Origin of the sequence: Nonomuraea sp. NPDC048882 (assembly GCF_040649755.1) — a bacterium.
GTDB classification, from domain to species: domain Bacteria; phylum Actinomycetota; class Actinomycetes; order Streptosporangiales; family Streptosporangiaceae; genus Nonomuraea; species Nonomuraea maheshkhaliensis.
This window is the reverse complement of record NZ_JBEZGB010000005.1, coordinates 242,739-258,181: the sequence shown is the minus strand read 5'-3', so window position 1 is coordinate 258,181 and position 15,443 is coordinate 242,739. Positions and strand designations below refer to the sequence as shown.

Below are 15,443 nucleotides of genomic sequence, written 5' to 3'. Positions count from 1 at the left end.
CGGTGCTCAAGGCGCCTACCGTCGGCGCCATGTTCAGCGATCAGGTGACCTTTCGCCGCGTCACGGCAGGAGTCCTGCTCATCGTGGCCCCGCTGCTCCAGGCCCTCGCCGTCGTCGTCGATCCCGGCACCTGGGGCGACGAGCGGGAGGCGGTCAGCTTCGGCGCGAACCCCGTGCTCGCCCAGATCCAGTCCGTGCTCTACCACTGGAGCTGGATGCTCATGGCCGTGGCCGTGCTCGGCCTCGTGCATCTGACCAGGCGCGCGGCGACCCGGCTCGGCCACGTCGCCGGTGCGCTCACGGTGCTCGGCTACCTGCAGTTGTCGGGGCTGCTGCTCACCGATCCCGTGGAGTGGTGGCTGGGGCGGCACCACCCGCCGGAGGAGGCGCAGCGGATCATGGACGAGATGCTGGGGCTGCCCGGCGTGATGTTCGGGTTCCAGCTCCCGTGGATGTTCTTCGGCTTCCTCGGCCTGCCGGTGCTGACCGCGGCCGTGTGGCGGGCCGGGTTCGTCGGGTGGTGGGCGCCGGCGGTGGTGACGGCCGGCTATCTCGGGTCGTTCGCGGTCTCGTACGGCCCCGCCACCGTGCCGTTCTGGGCCGCCCCCGTGGCCGCGCTCGGCTGGATCGGCTGGAAGATCCTGCGCATGGGCGACGAGGAGTGGGCGGCCTACTATCCGGCGCCGCGGGTCAGCCCTGAGCGGGAATCCAGCCGAGGCTGACCGCGAAGATGACGAAGACGCCGAGGAGGATTCGGTAGATCACGAAGAGAGTGAAGCGGTGGGTGCTGATGTAACGCAGGAACCAGGCCACCGCCAGATAACCGACGACGAACGAGATGACGGTGGCGAGGATCGTCGGCCCCCACGCGGGGGCCGGGCCCTCGCCGATGTCCTTCAGCTCGAACAGCCCCGAGGCCAGCACGGCGGGGATGGCCAGCAGGAACGAGTATTTGGCCGCGTCCTCGCGGCGGTAGTCGAGCAGCAGGCCGGCGGTCACCGTGCCGCCCGAGCGGGAGACGCCGGGGATCAGGGCCAGTGACTGGGCGAAGCCGTAGATGATGGCGTGGGGGAAGCTGAGGTGCTTCTCCAGCGTGAGCTTGTTGCGGGCGGTGTGGTCGGCGTACCAGAGGATGCAGGCGAAGACGATCAGCGTCGTGCCCACCAGGCGCAGGTCGCGGAAGCTGGTCTCGATCTGGTCCTTCAGCGTGACGCCGAGGATGCCGATGGGCAGGGTGCCGACGATGACGTACCAGCCCATGCGGGCCGCCCAGTGGCCGCGCAGGCTCTTGTCGAACAGCGAGCGCGTCCAGGTGGAGATGATCTCCCAGATCTCCTTGCGGAAGTAGATCAGCACGGCCGTCTCGGTGCCGAGCTGGATCACCGCCGTGAACGCCGCCCCTGGGTCCTTCCAGCCGGCGAGCGCGGAGACCACCCGGATGTGGGCGCTGGAGGAGATCGGCAGGAACTCCGTGAGCCCTTGGACCAACCCCAAGATCACCGCTTCTAGCCAGCCGATCACGACGACACCTTTCCAGCACGCGGAAGTGACGAGGTGAGGTTAGCGGAATCGAGGGTCAAGCAATTGCCGTCGCAGCGCGTTGAGCTGGTGGGAGTTCTCGACCGAACGGGGCTCGTCGAGCGAGTCGAGCGCCAGCAGCAGCGCGTCGGCCACGATGATGCCGGTCAGCGGCTCGGCCGTGATGCCGGTGGGCGTGTGGGGGGCGGCCAGCACGGCGTCCACCCGGTCGGCGAACGATCCGCCGAGTTCATCGGAAATTAGCACGATGTTCGCACCCACGGCGTGCGCCCGGTCGATCAGCACGGTGAGCTCCTTGAGTTTGCGGGCCGGCTGGAAGATCACCAGCACGTCGCCGTGCGCGAGCTGGATCAGGTCGTCGGCCAGGGCGAAGCCGGTGGTGGCGACGGCGCGGGCGCGGTGGCCGCGCCGGTTGAGCTTGAGCGCCAGGTGGTGGCCGGCCGGCTCGGAGGCGCCCGCGCCGTAGACGAACACGCCGGGCGCGTCCACCAGCAGCTCGACCGCCTTCTTGAACGCCTCGGCGTCCAGCAGCCCCCTGCAGTGCTCGACCCGCTCGCGGGCCTCGTCGAAGACCCGCTCCCAGATGCCGGTCAGGTCCTGGCCGACGTGGCTGACGCGCTGCCGCAGGCGGACGTCGGGGGCCACCGCCGAGGTGAACTCGGCCGCCAGCGCCCGCTTGAGCCCCGGCAGGCCGCCGAAGCCGAGCCGCTGCATCGTCCGCACCACCGTGGCGTTGCTGGTGCCGGTGGCGGTGCCCAGCTCCTGCGCGCTGGCGAAGAGGATCTGCTCGGGTGAGGCGGAGATCAGGTATTGGCACACCGCCCGCTCGGCCGGTGACAGCTCCTCCCAGAGCTGTCGTACCTGGGCCCTGAGCTGTTCGACCGGGCTGTGTGTATTTTCCATTACGGCTCTTGACTCCTGTGTAGCGCTCATTACCCTGTCTTGGAAACGACCGCTACAGACTCGCCGCCTCCTGAAATGGACATTACAGGCTCCGGGTCGGTCCAAGGAGCACCATTGAGCCTCACATCCCTGCCTCTCGTCGAGATCTCCGGCGCTCCTCGCGACCGCGGCCGCCAGTACGGCGAGCAGGCGCGCGAGCGCATCGAACGCGCGCTGACCTACTACGCGGAGGCGTTCGCGCACTCCAGCGGCCTGTCATGGGATCAGGTCGTCGAACGGGCGGCGCACTGGATCGAGCCCAGCAGGGCGTTCGCGCCGGAGCTGGTCGAGGAGATGGAGGGCATCGCCGAGGGGGCCGGGGTCGGCTTCCTCGACGTGCTCGCGCTCAACGCCCGTGGCGAGATCATCTACGACACCACCTTCAGCTCCATGGAGCCCGACGGCTGCACGTCGTTCGCGCTGCTCGGTGAGGTGTCCGGCGACGGCCACGTCTACGCCGGCCAGAACTGGGACTGGCGCGACGGCGTGTCCGACACCCTCATGGTGCTCAGAGTCGTCCAGCCGGGCCGGCCGACGGTCATCATGCACGTGGAGGCGGGGCAGGTCGGGCGGCAGGGGGCCAACTCGGCGGGCATCGCGCTCAACGCCAACGGGCTCGGCGGGCGCTTCGACGACACCGTGGGCGTGCCGCAGACTCTGATCAGGCGCAGGGTGCTCGACAGCGACAACCTCAACACCGCGCTGGAGGCGCTGACCAAGTCGCGGGCCCACATCGCCAGCAACGCGCTGATCACCCACCGTGACGGGTTCGCGATCGACCTGGAGACCACGCCCGGCGCCATCGGCTGGATGTACCCCACCGACGGGCTGCTCGTCCACGGCAACCACTACCAGGCGTTCGTGCCGCCGCAATTGGCCGCCACCTACCGGCCCGGCTCGGCCGACTCGCTGTTCCGGGTGCCCCGGGCCGAGGGCGGGCTGCGTACGGTGCGCGAGGCGTCCGGCACCGACGAGGTGCGCAAGCGGATCAGGTTCGCCATGTCCGACCACCTGGGCTACCCCGAGTCCCTCTGCACCCACCCCGACCTCACCCAGCCCGCCGTGAAGCGGTGGGCGACCCTGCTGTCGAGCTGCGTCGACCTGACCACGGGCGACTACTTGATCGCGGCCGGCACGCCCTGCGACCACGAGTACGAGCGCGTGCCCTGGAACCTCTACGACGGACCGCATGGAGAAGTGACCCCGTGAAGAAGCTGCTCGCCCTCGCCGGGCTGGCCGGCCTGGTCGCCGCGTGCGGCGGGCCCGCCGCGACCACCAAGGCGCCCGACCTCGCCAAGCTCACCCTGGTCGATCGCACCGCCAAGGCGGCCGGGGCGCTCGACCGCGCCGTCTGGCTGCTCGACGAGGAGCCGGGCACGCTCGACCTCGACTCCGACGGCGGCACCCCCAACCGCACGGTCATGGCGAACGTCTGCGAACGCCTCATGCAGACCCAGCCCGACATGACCGTCAAACCCTGGCTGGCCGAGAAGGCCGAGCTCCCCGACCCCAAGACGATGGTCCTCACGCTGCGTCAGGACGCCACCTTCCACGACGGCTCGCCGGTCACGGCCGACGACGTCGTGTGGAGCCTGAAGCGGCACGCGGGCGAGGGCATGGACGAATCCGATGAGTTCGAGGACGTCGAGTCCATCGAGAAGAGCGGCGAGCACGAGGTCACGATCGCGTTCAAGCGGCCCAACGCGCTGTTCGAGCAGGCCATCGCCGGCGGCGCGGGCATCGTGCTCAACCGGAAGGCGGTGCAGGCGCAGGGCGAGGACTTCGGCTCGCCGGGACACGACGACGCCTGCTCCGGCCCGTACCGGCTCAAGGAGTGGAAGTCCGGCTCGCACATGACGATCGAGCGCTACGACGCGTACTGGAACAAGGATGTCAAACCGCTCACCAAGACCGTCGAGTTCCGGTGGGCCCAGGACACGGCGCTGGTCAACAGCCTCGTCACGGGAGCGGCGCAGGGGGCCTACCTGTCCGACACCGGGCCGGCCGTGGCGCTGCAGAGCAACCAGGCGGTCAGCGTGGCCTACGGCGCGACCACGCGCGTGTTCGTGCTGCTGCCGACCGATCGCGGCGTGATGAAGGACCCGAAGATCCGGCGCGCGCTGTCGCTGGCCGTGGACCGGGCCGGCATCGCCAAGTCGGGGTTCGCGGGGCTGGCCAGGCCGTGGAAGGTGCCGGTGGGGGCCGGGGCGTGGTCGTACGAGAAGGAGGCGTTCCAGACGGCCTACGACGAGCTGACCGGCGCTCCGGACACGCCCCGGATCGAGGAGGCCAAGAAGCTGGTGGCGGAGGCGGGCTCGCCGAAGGAGCCGATCGTGGTGGCGACCGACGGCGAGCAGTCGCGCTCGGTCATCGCCAACGCCGTCGTGGACGCGGCCACGAAGATCGGCCTGACCGCCCAGATCAAGACCGTGCCCTCGTCCGAGTTCGGCAGCTTCTACACCGACAAGTCGCTGCGCGCCCAGGTCGACCTCGTCCCCGACGACTGGTACATCACCAAGTCCGACCCCATCGGCTTCTACGACAACGGCCTGACCGGCTCGGCCAACAACTGGGTGAAGTACAGCTCGCCCGCCTACGACAAGCTCGTGGCCGAGGCGCTGGAGACCACCGACCCCGCGGCCCGCGCGGGGCACGTCATCGAGCTGCAGCGCATGTTCACCGCAGACATGGTGTGGATCTCGCTGGTCGAGGTGCCGAACGCGGTCGTGCTCGGGGCCAAGGTGACCGGCCCGCCCGCCTCGCAGGTGCACATGGGCTACCCGTGGGCGGCCGATCTCGGGGCCAAGGGCTGAGCCGGTGGTCCGCAAGCTGGCCGGGCTGGTCGCCACGCTGCTCGCCACCTCGTTCGTGATCTTCGCGGCGTCGTACGCGGCCCCCGGCGACCCGGTCACGTTCCTGGCGGGCGGCAAGGAGAACCTGACCCCCGAATACCTGGCCGCGATCCGGGCTCAGTACCACCTGGACGATCCGTTCCTGGTGCAGTACGGCCGCTGGCTCGGCGACGCGCTGACCGGCGACCTCGGCCGCTCCACGCAGTACCACGACCAGGTCGCCGACCTGATGGCGGCCCGGCTGCCGAGCACGCTCGGGCTGGTCGCCTACGCCTCGGTGCTGTTCGTGGTGTTCGGGATCGCGCTGGGGGTGCTGGCCGCGGTGCGCGGCGGGCGTACGGACTCGGCGGTGGTGGCGGGCACGACGTTCGCCACCTCCGTGCCGGCGTTCGTCACCGCGACGGTGCTGATCTCGCTGTTCGGGGTGCAGCTCGGCTGGTTCCCCGTCATGGGCGGCGGCTCGCTGTGGCACCTGACGCTGCCCGCCGTCACGCTGGCGCTCGGCGCGCTGGCCATCATCAGCCGCGTCACCAGGCAGTCCATGATCGAGCAGCGCGAGCTCGACCACGTGAGCGTGGCCCGCGCCGGCGGGCTGTCCGAGCGGCTGATCGTCGTGCGGCACGTCTTCCGCGGCGCGCTGGGGCCGATCGTGACGATGTGCGGGCTGGTCACGGCCGGGATGCTGACCGGGACGGTGACGGTGGAGACCGCCTTCGGGCTCAACGGGATCGGCTCGCTGCTGGTGAACGCGATCAACACCCACGACTTCCCCGTCACGCAGGCGGTGCTGCTGCTCATGGTGACCGCGTACATCGCCGTGACCACCGCGGTCGAGCTGCTGCACCCCCTGATCGATCCCAGAGTGAGGAGCCGGGCATGACCACGCTGGTCGCCACGCTCTCCCCGAAGCCCGCGCGGCCGCTCGGCCACCTGCTGGCCACGGCGTTCCTCGGCCTCGTCGTCGCGGCGGCGGTGCTGGCGCCGCTGGTCTCCCCCTACGCGCCCGAGGCGGTCGACTTCGCCGCCACGCTGGCGCCCATGTCGCCGGGACATCCGCTCGGCGCCGACCAGTCCGGCCGCGACCTGCTCTCCAGGGTCCTGTACGGCGCCCGTACCTCCCTGATCGGCCCGCTGATCCTGCTGGCCATCGCCTCGGTGCTGGGCGTCGCGCTCGGCACGCTGGCCGCCTGGCACCGGGGCTGGGTGGACGCCGTCGTGTCCCGGCTGACCGACGTCATGTACGCCTTCCCGGGGCTGCTGTTCGTGGTGCTGATCGTGGCCGTGTTCGGCAACGGGATGACCACGGCCGTGGTGGCGCTCGGGCTGGCGTACACGCCGACGATCGCCAAGTACACCCGCAGCGTGGCCCTGGGCGAGTGCGGCAAACCGTACATCGACGCCTACCGGGTGCAGGGCATGGGCGGGTTCACCATCTGCGTGCGGCACCTGGTGCCCAACATGGCGCGCTCGCTCGTCGGCTACCTCGTCGTGCTGTTCGGCGAGGGGCTGATGAGCCTGGCCACGCTGAGCTTCCTCGGGTTCGGCGCGCAGCCGCCGTCCTCCGACTGGGGGCTCATGGTCAAGGAGGGACAGCCGGCCATCGTGCAGGGGGCGTTCCTGCCGGTGCTGGTGCCGGGCGCGGCCATCGCCCTGGTGGTCGTGTCGTTCAACGTGATCGGCGTGCGGCTGGCCGACCGCATGGGCGTGAGGGGGACGTGATGCTGCTCTCCGTGGAAGGGCTGACGATAGAGGCGGGCGGGCGGCGGCCGATCCTGCGCGAGGTGTCGCTGTCCGTCGGCAAGGGCGAGATCGTGGGGCTGGTCGGCGAGTCAGGCTCGGGCAAGTCCACGATCGCCCGCTCGGTGCTGCGCCTGCTGCCCGAAGGCGCCCGCGTCTACGGGCGGGTCGCGGTCGAGGGCGAGGACGTGCTGACGATGGGCCAGGCCGCCTTGCGGGACCTGCGCGCCTCGAAGGTGTCGATGGTCTACCAGGACCCGCGCTCGTCGCTCAACCCCGTCCGCAGGATCGGCGACTTCATGACCGAGCGCATGGTCCACACGCTGGGCCGGCCCAAGGCCGAGGCACGGGCGCGAGCGCTGGAGCTGCTGGACGCGGTGGGGATGCCCGATCCCGAGGCGCGGTTGCGGCAGTATCCGCACGAGCTGTCCGGCGGCATGCTCCAGCGGGTGGTGATCGCCGCCGCGCTGGCCGCCGGCCCCGCGCTGCTGCTGGCCGACGAGGCGACGAGTGCGCTCGACGTCACCACGCAGGCCGAGACGCTCGCGCTGCTGCGCAGGGTGCAGGCCGAACGGGAGCTCGGCATGCTGTTCATCACCCATGACCTGCACCTGGCCGCGGCCTTCTGCGACCGCGTCCACGTGCTCTACGCGGGCACGGTGGTGGAGTCGCGGCCGGCCAAGGAGCTGTTCGCCGACCCCCGCCACCCCTACACCGCCGGCCTGCTGGCCTGCACGCCCGAGCTGGGCGACCCGCGGCCGATCCGGCCCATCCCCGGACGGCCGCCCTCGCTGGACGACGCCTTCACGGGCTGCCCGTTCGCGCCCCGCTGCCCCGAGGTCACGAGTGCCTGCGAGGAACGGCCGCCGGCGCCCGTGGCCGTCTCCGGCGGCTCCGCCGCCTGCCGCCTGGTGGAGGTCTAGATGTTGTCCGTACGCGAACTGCGCAAGTCCTTCGGCGCCACGGTGGCGGCCGACGACGTCACGTTCGACCTGGCCGCGGGCGGCTCGCTCGGGCTGGTCGGCGAATCGGGGTCGGGCAAGACCACGATCGCCCGCATGCTCGTCGGCCTGGTCGCCCCCGACTCGGGCACGATCGCCGTGGCCGGGCGTGAGCGGGGCACGAGAGAACGCGGCCGGGCCGCCAGGCTGCGCAGGGCCAGGGAGATCCAGATGGTCTTCCAGGACCCGTACCTCTCGCTCGACCCCCGGCTGACGGCCGAGGAGTGCCTGCACACGGCGCTCAGGCTGCACGGCAGGCCCGAAGCGCGGGCCGCCGAGCTGCTTGAGCAGGTGGGGCTCGGCGCCAGGGAGGCGGGGGCGCGCCCCCACCGGCTCAGCGGCGGCCAGCGGCAGCGCCTGGCCATCGCCAGGGCGCTGGCGGTGGAGCCGTCGGTGCTGGTGCTGGACGAGGCGGTGGCCGCGCTCGACGTGTCGATCCAGGCGCAGATCCTGGAACTGCTGGCCCGCGTGCGCCGGGAGTCGGGGGTCGCGCTGCTGTTCGTCAGCCACGACCTGGCCGTGGTGCGGCACCTGTGCGAGGAGACGCTGGTGCTGCACCGGGGGGTCGTGGTCGAGCGGGGGCCGGTGGAGCGGGTGCTGGCCGAGCCTGAGCACCCGTACACGCGGCTGCTGCTGGACTCCGTGCCCAGGCCCGGCTGGGACCCGGCGGCGGTGGTGCGCTCCTGACCTTCGCCTGACCTTCAGCGGTCCTGAGGCTTCCGCACCTGCGGGGAGTCCCGGGGCTTCAGCGCTTCCAGACCTGTGCGTTGGCCCGCGCGAAGTCGGCGAAGTCCCTGGCCGGGCGACCCAGGGCCTGGCGCACGCCGTCGGAGACGGTCGCGTTGCGGCCGTCCAGGATGTCGGTGAACAGGTGGGCCAGGCCCTGCGCCTCGTCGAGGGTCACGCCGTGCTGGACGGCCGAGGTCATGTACTCGTCGGGCGTGACCCGGAGGAACACGATCGTCCTGCCGGTGGCCCGGGAGAGCTCGGCCGCCACGTCGGCGAACGTCAGCAGCCGCGGCCCGGTCAGCTCGTACAGTTTGCCCGCGTGGCCCTCCTCGGTGAACGCCGCCACCGCGACGTCCACGATGTCCTCCACGTCCACGAACGGCTCGGGCACGTCGGCGGCGGGCAGCGCGATCACGCCGTCGAGGACCGAGCCGAGGAGGAAGTCCTCGCTGAAGTTCTGCATAAACCAGGAGCAGCGCAGCACCGTCCATTCCGCGCCCGACTCGGCCATGGTCCGCTCGCTGGCCTGCGCCTCCGGCTCGCCCCGCCCGGAGAGCAGGACCAGCCGCCGCACGCCCGAGCTCACGGCCAGCTCCGTGAACGCCTTGACGTCGTCGTACGCGCCGGGAAAGGCCAGGTCGGGATAGTAGGACAGGTAGACGGCCGTCACGCCGTCGAGGGCGTCCCGCCAGGTCGAGCGGTCCTGCCAGTCGAAGGCGGGGGAGGCGGAGCGCGAGCCCAGCCGTACGGGCAGGCCGCGCGCGCTGAGCCGGTCGGCGATGCGGCGGCCGGTCTTGCCGGTGCCGCCGAGAACGAGAATCGTCATGCCTCTAGTAAGTCCCGATACCGATAAGACGCTCCATGGTTGAGAAGCGCAATCCCATATGCGATCGTCTACCCCATGGACCAGCTCGCGGCGCTCCTGGACGGCCCGAGAGCGCGCGGCGCCTTCCTGCTCCGGACGATCCTCTCCCCGCCCTGGGGGCTGCGCATCCAGGACGAGGCGCCGCTGTCGCTGGTGGCGCAGGTCCGCGGCCATTCGTGGATCATGTTCGACGGGGGCGACCCCGTGCACCTGGAGCCCGGACAGGTGGCCATCGCGCGGGGGCCGCAGCCGTACACGATGGCCGACGCCCCCGGCACCAAGCCGCAGATCATCATCGACCCGGGCCAGCGGTGCACCACCCTCGACGGCGAGTCCCTCTACGAAAGCATGGACCTCGGTGTGCGGACGTGGGGCAACGACCCGGAGGGCCCCACCGTGCTGCTGACCGGCACCTACACCATGGAGGGCGAGGTCACCCGGCGGCTGCTGGAGGCGCTGCCCCAGCTGATCGTGCAGCCGGGCGGCCCGCTGATCTCTCTGCTCGGCGCCGAGATCGTCAAGGACGAGCCGGGCCAGGAGGCGGTCCTCGACCGGCTGCTCGACCTGCTGCTCATCGCGGTGCTGCGAGCCCACTTCGCCACGAACGAGGCCCCCGCCTGGTATCGCGCGATGAGCGACCCCGTCGTCGGCAAGGCCATGCGCCTGCTGCACAACAACCCCGCCCACCCGTGGACGGTGGCCGCGCTGGCCACCGAGGTGGGCGTGTCCAGGGCCTCGCTGGCCCGGCGCTTCACCGAGCTGGTCGGCGAGCCGCCGATGGCCTTCCTCACCGACTGGCGCCTCGCGCTGGCCGCCGACCTGCTGCGCGAGCCCGACGCCACGATCGGCTCCGTGGCCAGGAAGGTCGGCTACGGCAGCCCGTTCGCGCTCAGCGCGGCCTTCAAACGCGTCCGCGGCATCACCCCGCAGGAACACCGGGCCGTCCGGTGAAGCCGCTGCTGCTGCTCGACGTGGACGGCGTGCTCAACCCGATGGGACGGCCGAACCCCGACTTCCGCCGCTACCGGTGCACGGTCGCCGGCGAGGTCTACACCGTGCACCTCAACCCCCGCCACGGCCGCCGCCTGCTCGACCTGGCCCTGACCACCGGCGCCGAGCTGGTCTGGGCCACCACCTGGGAGCACCACGCCAACGACTGGATCGCCCCCCGGATCGGCCTGCCCTCCCTGCCGGTCATCACCATGAACCCCGACGTGCCCTGCGAGCGGGGGGAGAACTTCAAGACGCCGCACGTGGCGGCGTACGCGGGGCGGCGGCCGTTCGTCTGGTTCGACGACCAGGTGTGGGCGGAGGACGAGGAGTACCTCAGGGGGCGTCAGGGTCTGACCGACTTCCTGCTCGTCCACGTGGACCCGGAACAGGGACTGACCAGCCGACATCTGGGCATGGCACATGAGTGGCTGACCCTTACAGGGTTTTCTCAGGGTTCCTGACGGGAGTCTGACGGCCCGCTCGTCCGTTCTCCCAGTAGGTCAACACCACATGGAGGAACAGCATGTACCGCTCACGAGAGCACAGGATCCTGGCCGGCGTCTGCGGCGGTCTGGCCGACAAGATGGGCCTGCCCCCTACCCTCGTCCGGATCCTCTGGCTGCTGCTGTCGCTCATCCCGGGACCGCTGTGGGTGGTCTACGTCGCCATGTGGATCCTCGTCCCGGAAGAGCCGAAGGGCTACCGGGCGGCCTGAACGTGAATGGGCGGGGACGCGAGTCCCCGCCCGTCCCGCGTGCGTCTTCATTAAAGGCCAGGCATATCCTCGAACCATGAGGGCAAGGCCGCTGACGCTCATCCAGGATGAGCTGGTCGACTACGACAAAGCGATGGAGCGCATGACCGACCTCGTCGGGCAGCGCCAACGGGACGAGCGCGCTGACACGCTCTGGCTGCTCAGCCATCCGTCCATCTACACGATCGGGCGCCGCACCCCGATGGCTCACCTGCCCGATCCCTCCCGCGGCATCCCCGTCATGGAGACCGGGCGCGGCGGCCAGCTCACCTATCACGGGCCAGGCCAGCTCGTCGGCTACCTCATCGTCAAGCTGGGCGAGGACGAGGGCATCGTCGACTACGTGCGCGAGGTGGAGTTGCGGCTGGTGGAGGCGCTGGGCAAGCTGGGGCTGCCCGCCGAGCGCCGGGACACGCCGCCGGGCTCCGAGCTGCTGACCGGGGTCTGGACGGCCGAGACCGGGCGCAAGATCGTGTCCATCGGGATGCGGCAGAGCCGGGGCGTCACCAGCCACGGGTTCGCGCTCAACGTCGACGGCGACCTGACGCCGTGGGACTGGGCGGTCGCGTGCGGGATGCCGGACGTGGACATGACCTCGCTCAAACGCGAGCTGGGCGCCACTTCCATGGACGACGTACGGGCGACCGTGGCGGCGGCCTTCGAGACGTCCTGACGGGGGCACCTCGCGGACGACGGCGGGGCCACCCACAGACGACGGCGGGGCCACCCCACAGGCGACGACGGGGTCGCCTCGCGGATGACGCCGCCTGACCGGTGGCGTCATCCTTTCGGAGGAAATCTGTCATTTCCCGCACGGTCAAGGCCGTGAATACGCGATGATCCGCTTCGATCGCACGCCCCGACGGGGGATCGACCGAAGACAGGAGCCTTGTGCGAAGCAGATTTTCCCTGGTCGCCGCCGCTTTTCTGGCGCTGGCCACAGTGTTACCCGGCTCGGCCGCGAACGCGGACACCGAAACGACGACGAGTACGACCACTGGCGCGGCCGACACCATCGCCTGGGCGCCGTGCGCGGAGGAGCCCGAGGCCGAGTGCGGCACGCTGAGCGTGCCGATCGACTGGGCGAAGCCCACGGGGGCGAAGGTCGACATCGCGGTCGCGCGGCGCAAGGCGACCGACCCGGCCGCCAGGATCGGCTCGCTGGTGATCAACCCGGGCGGGCCCGGCGGCTCGGGGGTCGAGGCCGTCTACGGTGCTCCCGGCTCCTACACCGAGGAGCTGCAGCGGCGCTTCGACATCGTCGGCTTCGACCCGCGGGGTGTCGGGCGCAGCCATCCGGTGATCTGCTCGGCGTCCGTCTACAACCAGATGCCGCACACCGTGATGAAGAGCCAGGCCGACTTCGACGCCTGGAACACGTTCACGAAGAAGCTGCACGCCGACTGCCGCGCCCGTACCGGACCGCTGTACGACCACGTCGACTCCACCGACGTCGCCCGCGACCTGGACGCGCTGCGGGCCGCCCTCGGTGAGGAGAAGCTCACCTACTACGGCATCTCGTACGGCACCCTGATCGGCCAGATGTACGCCGAGCTGTTCCCCGGCCGCGTCCGGGCGCTCGGCCTCGACAGCAACATGGACCACAGCCTCGGCGTCGCGGGCTTCCTGTCCACCGAGGCCATCGCCGTCGAGGACGCGTTCGACCAGTTCGTCGGCTGGTGCGAGCAGGACACCACCTGTGTGCTGCACGGCCAGGACATCCGCGCGATCTGGAAGTCGCTGCGGGAGAAGGCACAGCGCGGCGAGCTCGTCTACCCGAGCACCGGCACGAAGATGACCGAGCTGCAGGTCATCTACAACGCCGCGCTGGGCAACGAGGGGCCCGACTGGCAGACGCTCAGCCAGGTGATCAACTGGCTGAACGGCGGCGCCGAGCCGGAGTGGGTGCCCCCGCTGCCCGGCCGCGGGCCCGTGGAGGGGGACGTGGCCGAGCTGCCGACCACGATCCTGTGCCAGGACTACAACCTCAGGCTGCGCAACTACACCGAGTACGCCGCGCTCATGCGCGTGTCCAACGCCCTCGCGCCGGACACGCGGTACCACCCGTACCCGATCGACGACCTGCCGATCTGCATGAACTACCCGACCACCAACCCGCCGCACGAGCTCCGGTACACCGGCGAGGCCCCGCTGCTGCTCGGGAACTCGCTGCACGACCCGGCCACGCCGTGGATCTGGTCGGCCAACGCGGCCCGCCAGCTCGGGTCCAAGGCGGTGCTGCTCACGTACGAGGGCTGGGGCCACCGCATCTACGGCAAGGACAAGTGCCAGACGGACATCTTCGACGAGTACCTGATCTCGCTGAAGGTGCCGCCGCACGGCACGCGTTGCGCCGTGGGCACGCCTGAGGAGAGCCTGCTCAAGCAGCGCTCCCAGCGGCCTGCGTGGCCGACGGACCGGCTCTCCTGGGCCGCTCCGGGTACGAAGTAGCACATTCGACGGGTACGGCGCGGCCAGGGGGGTCGCGCCGTACCCCTTTCTTACGGGACGGGGAGCTCGTCGACCGTGCGGCGCGGACCCGTGAACCAGTGGCGGGCCGACAGCGCCCACCACAGCGCGATCCCGATCAGCACCATTCCCACCGCGATGGGCGCGTAGTTGACCGACGTCCAGGTGAAGTCCGGGCTGCCGGGCACGCCGGCGGGGGAGAACGGCATCACGAAGTAGATCGACACGATGACGATCTCGACGCAGGCGATCCAGCACAGCGCCTTGTACTTCCTGCCCAGCGTCCACGGCCCGGGTTTGAACTCGTCTCCCATGCGCAGCCGCAGCCAGATCGGGATGAGGAAGGCCAGGTACAGGCCGATGACCGCGATCGAGACGACGGCGTAGAACGCGACCGGCGTGGTCAGCCCGGGAGGGGCGTAGAGCGCGGGCAGCGTGAGCAGGGCGGCGGCGGCGCAGCCGGCGATGATCGCGTTGACCGGGGTGCGGTTGCGGTCCACCTTCGACCACAGCCGCCAGCCGGGCACCGCGCCGTCGCGCGAGAACGCGTACGTCATCCGCGACATCGACGTCACGCAGCTCATCCCGCAGAAGAACTGGCCGATCGTGGAGATGGCGAAGATCGCCGTGGCCAGCGGGGACGACAGCGCGCTCTCGAAGATGGAGCCGACGAAACCGCCGTCCTTGTTCAACTGGTCCACGTTCGTGGCGGCGAACAGGAACGACAGCAGCAGGATCCAGCCGCCGATCGCCGAGTAGAAGATCGACTGCCACAGGCCGCGCGCCGCGCTGGTCGCCGCGCCCTGGGTCTCCTCCGACACGTGGGCGCAGGCGTCGAAGCCGGTGATCGTGTACTGGGTGAGCAGGAAGCCGAGCGGCAGCACGTACATCCAGAAGGGCAGCCCGTCGGAGCCGTCGCCGAAGCCCGAGTTGTTGTTGGTGCCGAAGAAGACGAAGGACGCCGACTGGTGGTCGGACGGGGCGAAGATCAGGATGGCCACCACGATCGCGGCGCCGGCGACGTGCCACCAGACCGAGACGTTCTGCAGCAGCGAGATCAGCCGGTGGCTGAAGATGTTGATCAGAGCGTGCAGCGCCAGCACGATCACGAACAGCAGGAACGCCTGCGGCAGCGTGCCCTCCCAGGCGCCGCCGGTCAACCGGTTGAGGGTGATGTTGAGAAAGGTCGCGCAGCCGTAGTCGACCGACGCGGTGACGGCGATGAGGCCGATCAGGTTGAGCCAGCCGGTGAACCAGCCGTGGATCGGCTTGCCCAGCTTGGCGGCCCACCAGTAGATGCCGCCCGCCGTCGGGTACGCCGACACCAGCTCCGACATGCAGAAACCGATGATCAGGATGAACAGCGAGATGATCGGCCAGCCCCATGAGATGGCGATGGGGCCGCCGTAGTTCCAGGCTTGGCCGAAGGTCGTGAAGCAGCCGGCGAGGATCGAGATGATCGAGAAGGAGATGGCGAAGTTCGAGAAACCGCTCCAGGTGCGGGCGAGCTCCTGCTTGTAACCGAGCTCGGCGAGTCGCCTGGAATCCTCTTCGGTGGTCAT

16 protein-coding genes are annotated in these 15,443 nt (G+C 70.4%); 12 read left to right on the top strand and 4 right to left on the bottom strand.

Features of this window, described 5'->3' with window-relative positions:
• Window positions 1-29: 29 nt before the first annotated feature.
• Complete coding sequence (locus AB0C27_RS19870; protein WP_357845930.1) at window positions 30-722, top strand: hypothetical protein; 693 nt, start codon at window positions 30-32, stop codon at window positions 720-722.
• On the opposite strand, the gene AB0C27_RS19865 is transcribed toward AB0C27_RS19870, so the two are convergent.
• Together AB0C27_RS19865 and AB0C27_RS19860 are read right to left on the bottom strand one after the other, a co-directional pair.
• Entirely contained in the window at window positions 691-1,521 is an 831-nt protein-coding gene (locus AB0C27_RS19865; RefSeq protein ID WP_357845928.1) for an undecaprenyl-diphosphate phosphatase, read from the bottom strand. The genes AB0C27_RS19870 and AB0C27_RS19865 overlap by 32 nt on opposite strands.
• 39 nt (window positions 1,522-1,560) lie before the next feature.
• Window positions 1,561-2,442 (bottom strand): MurR/RpiR family transcriptional regulator, encoded by an 882-nt coding sequence (locus tag AB0C27_RS19860; RefSeq protein WP_357845926.1) that lies wholly within the window; start codon window positions 2,440-2,442, stop codon window positions 1,561-1,563.
• A gap of 114 nt (window positions 2,443-2,556) precedes the next feature.
• On the opposite strand from AB0C27_RS19860, the gene AB0C27_RS19855 reads away from it, so the two are divergent.
• The 6 genes from AB0C27_RS19855 to AB0C27_RS19830 are packed head-to-tail and all read left to right on the top strand — an operon-like array spanning window position 2,557 to window position 8,758.
• Window positions 2,557-3,690 carry a C45 family peptidase gene (locus AB0C27_RS19855; protein ID WP_357845924.1) on the top strand — a complete coding sequence of 378 codons (1,134 nt, stop codon included), beginning with the start codon at window positions 2,557-2,559 and terminating at the stop codon, window positions 3,688-3,690.
• Window positions 3,687-5,294 (top strand): ABC transporter substrate-binding protein, encoded by a 1,608-nt coding sequence (locus AB0C27_RS19850; RefSeq protein WP_357845922.1) that lies wholly within the window; start codon window positions 3,687-3,689, stop codon window positions 5,292-5,294. The genes AB0C27_RS19855 and AB0C27_RS19850 overlap by 4 nt, the downstream gene beginning before the upstream one ends.
• A gap of 4 nt (window positions 5,295-5,298) precedes the next feature.
• A complete protein-coding gene (locus AB0C27_RS19845; RefSeq protein WP_357845920.1) occupies window positions 5,299-6,213 on the top strand; it encodes an ABC transporter permease in 915 nt (304 codons plus the stop codon).
• The gene (locus AB0C27_RS19840; protein ID WP_357845918.1) at window positions 6,210-7,052 is read left to right on the top strand and encodes an ABC transporter permease; all 843 of its coding nucleotides are present in this window, start codon (window positions 6,210-6,212) and stop codon (window positions 7,050-7,052) included. Before AB0C27_RS19845 ends, AB0C27_RS19840 begins: the two co-directional genes overlap by 4 nt.
• Window positions 7,052-7,993, top strand: a complete 942-nt coding sequence (locus tag AB0C27_RS19835; RefSeq protein ID WP_357845916.1) for an ABC transporter ATP-binding protein — start codon at window positions 7,052-7,054, stop codon at window positions 7,991-7,993. The genes AB0C27_RS19840 and AB0C27_RS19835 overlap by 1 nt, the downstream gene beginning before the upstream one ends.
• The gene (locus AB0C27_RS19830) at window positions 7,994-8,758 is read left to right on the top strand and encodes an ATP-binding cassette domain-containing protein (protein ID WP_357845914.1); all 765 of its coding nucleotides are present in this window, start codon (window positions 7,994-7,996) and stop codon (window positions 8,756-8,758) included.
• Between the two features lie 58 nt (window positions 8,759-8,816).
• On the opposite strand, the gene AB0C27_RS19825 is transcribed toward AB0C27_RS19830, so the two are convergent.
• Window positions 8,817-9,626 carry an NAD(P)H-binding protein gene (locus AB0C27_RS19825; protein ID WP_357845912.1) on the bottom strand — a complete coding sequence of 270 codons (810 nt, stop codon included), beginning with the start codon at window positions 9,624-9,626 and terminating at the stop codon, window positions 8,817-8,819.
• Between the two features lie 75 nt (window positions 9,627-9,701).
• On the opposite strand from AB0C27_RS19825, the gene AB0C27_RS19820 reads away from it, so the two are divergent.
• From AB0C27_RS19820 to AB0C27_RS19800, 5 genes are all read left to right on the top strand, one after another.
• Window positions 9,702-10,616, top strand: coding sequence for an AraC family transcriptional regulator (locus AB0C27_RS19820; RefSeq protein ID WP_357845910.1), 915 nt, complete (start codon window positions 9,702-9,704; stop codon window positions 10,614-10,616).
• Window positions 10,613-11,119, top strand: coding sequence for an HAD domain-containing protein (locus AB0C27_RS19815; protein ID WP_357845908.1), 507 nt, complete (start codon window positions 10,613-10,615; stop codon window positions 11,117-11,119). The genes AB0C27_RS19820 and AB0C27_RS19815 overlap by 4 nt, the downstream gene beginning before the upstream one ends.
• 62 nt (window positions 11,120-11,181) lie before the next feature.
• The gene (locus AB0C27_RS19810) at window positions 11,182-11,373 is read left to right on the top strand and encodes a PspC domain-containing protein (protein WP_106243857.1); all 192 of its coding nucleotides are present in this window, start codon (window positions 11,182-11,184) and stop codon (window positions 11,371-11,373) included.
• A 76-nt stretch (window positions 11,374-11,449) separates the two neighbouring features.
• Entirely contained in the window at window positions 11,450-12,085 is a 636-nt protein-coding gene (gene lipB, locus AB0C27_RS19805) for a lipoyl(octanoyl) transferase LipB (protein ID WP_357845906.1), read from the top strand.
• A gap of 218 nt (window positions 12,086-12,303) precedes the next feature.
• Window positions 12,304-13,863, top strand: a complete 1,560-nt coding sequence (locus AB0C27_RS19800) for an alpha/beta fold hydrolase (protein ID WP_357845904.1) — start codon at window positions 12,304-12,306, stop codon at window positions 13,861-13,863.
• A 50-nt stretch (window positions 13,864-13,913) separates the two neighbouring features.
• Here AB0C27_RS19800 and AB0C27_RS19795 read toward each other — a convergent pair whose 3' ends face one another.
• Complete coding sequence (locus tag AB0C27_RS19795; RefSeq protein WP_357845902.1) at window positions 13,914-15,443, bottom strand: amino acid permease; 1,530 nt, start codon at window positions 15,441-15,443, stop codon at window positions 13,914-13,916.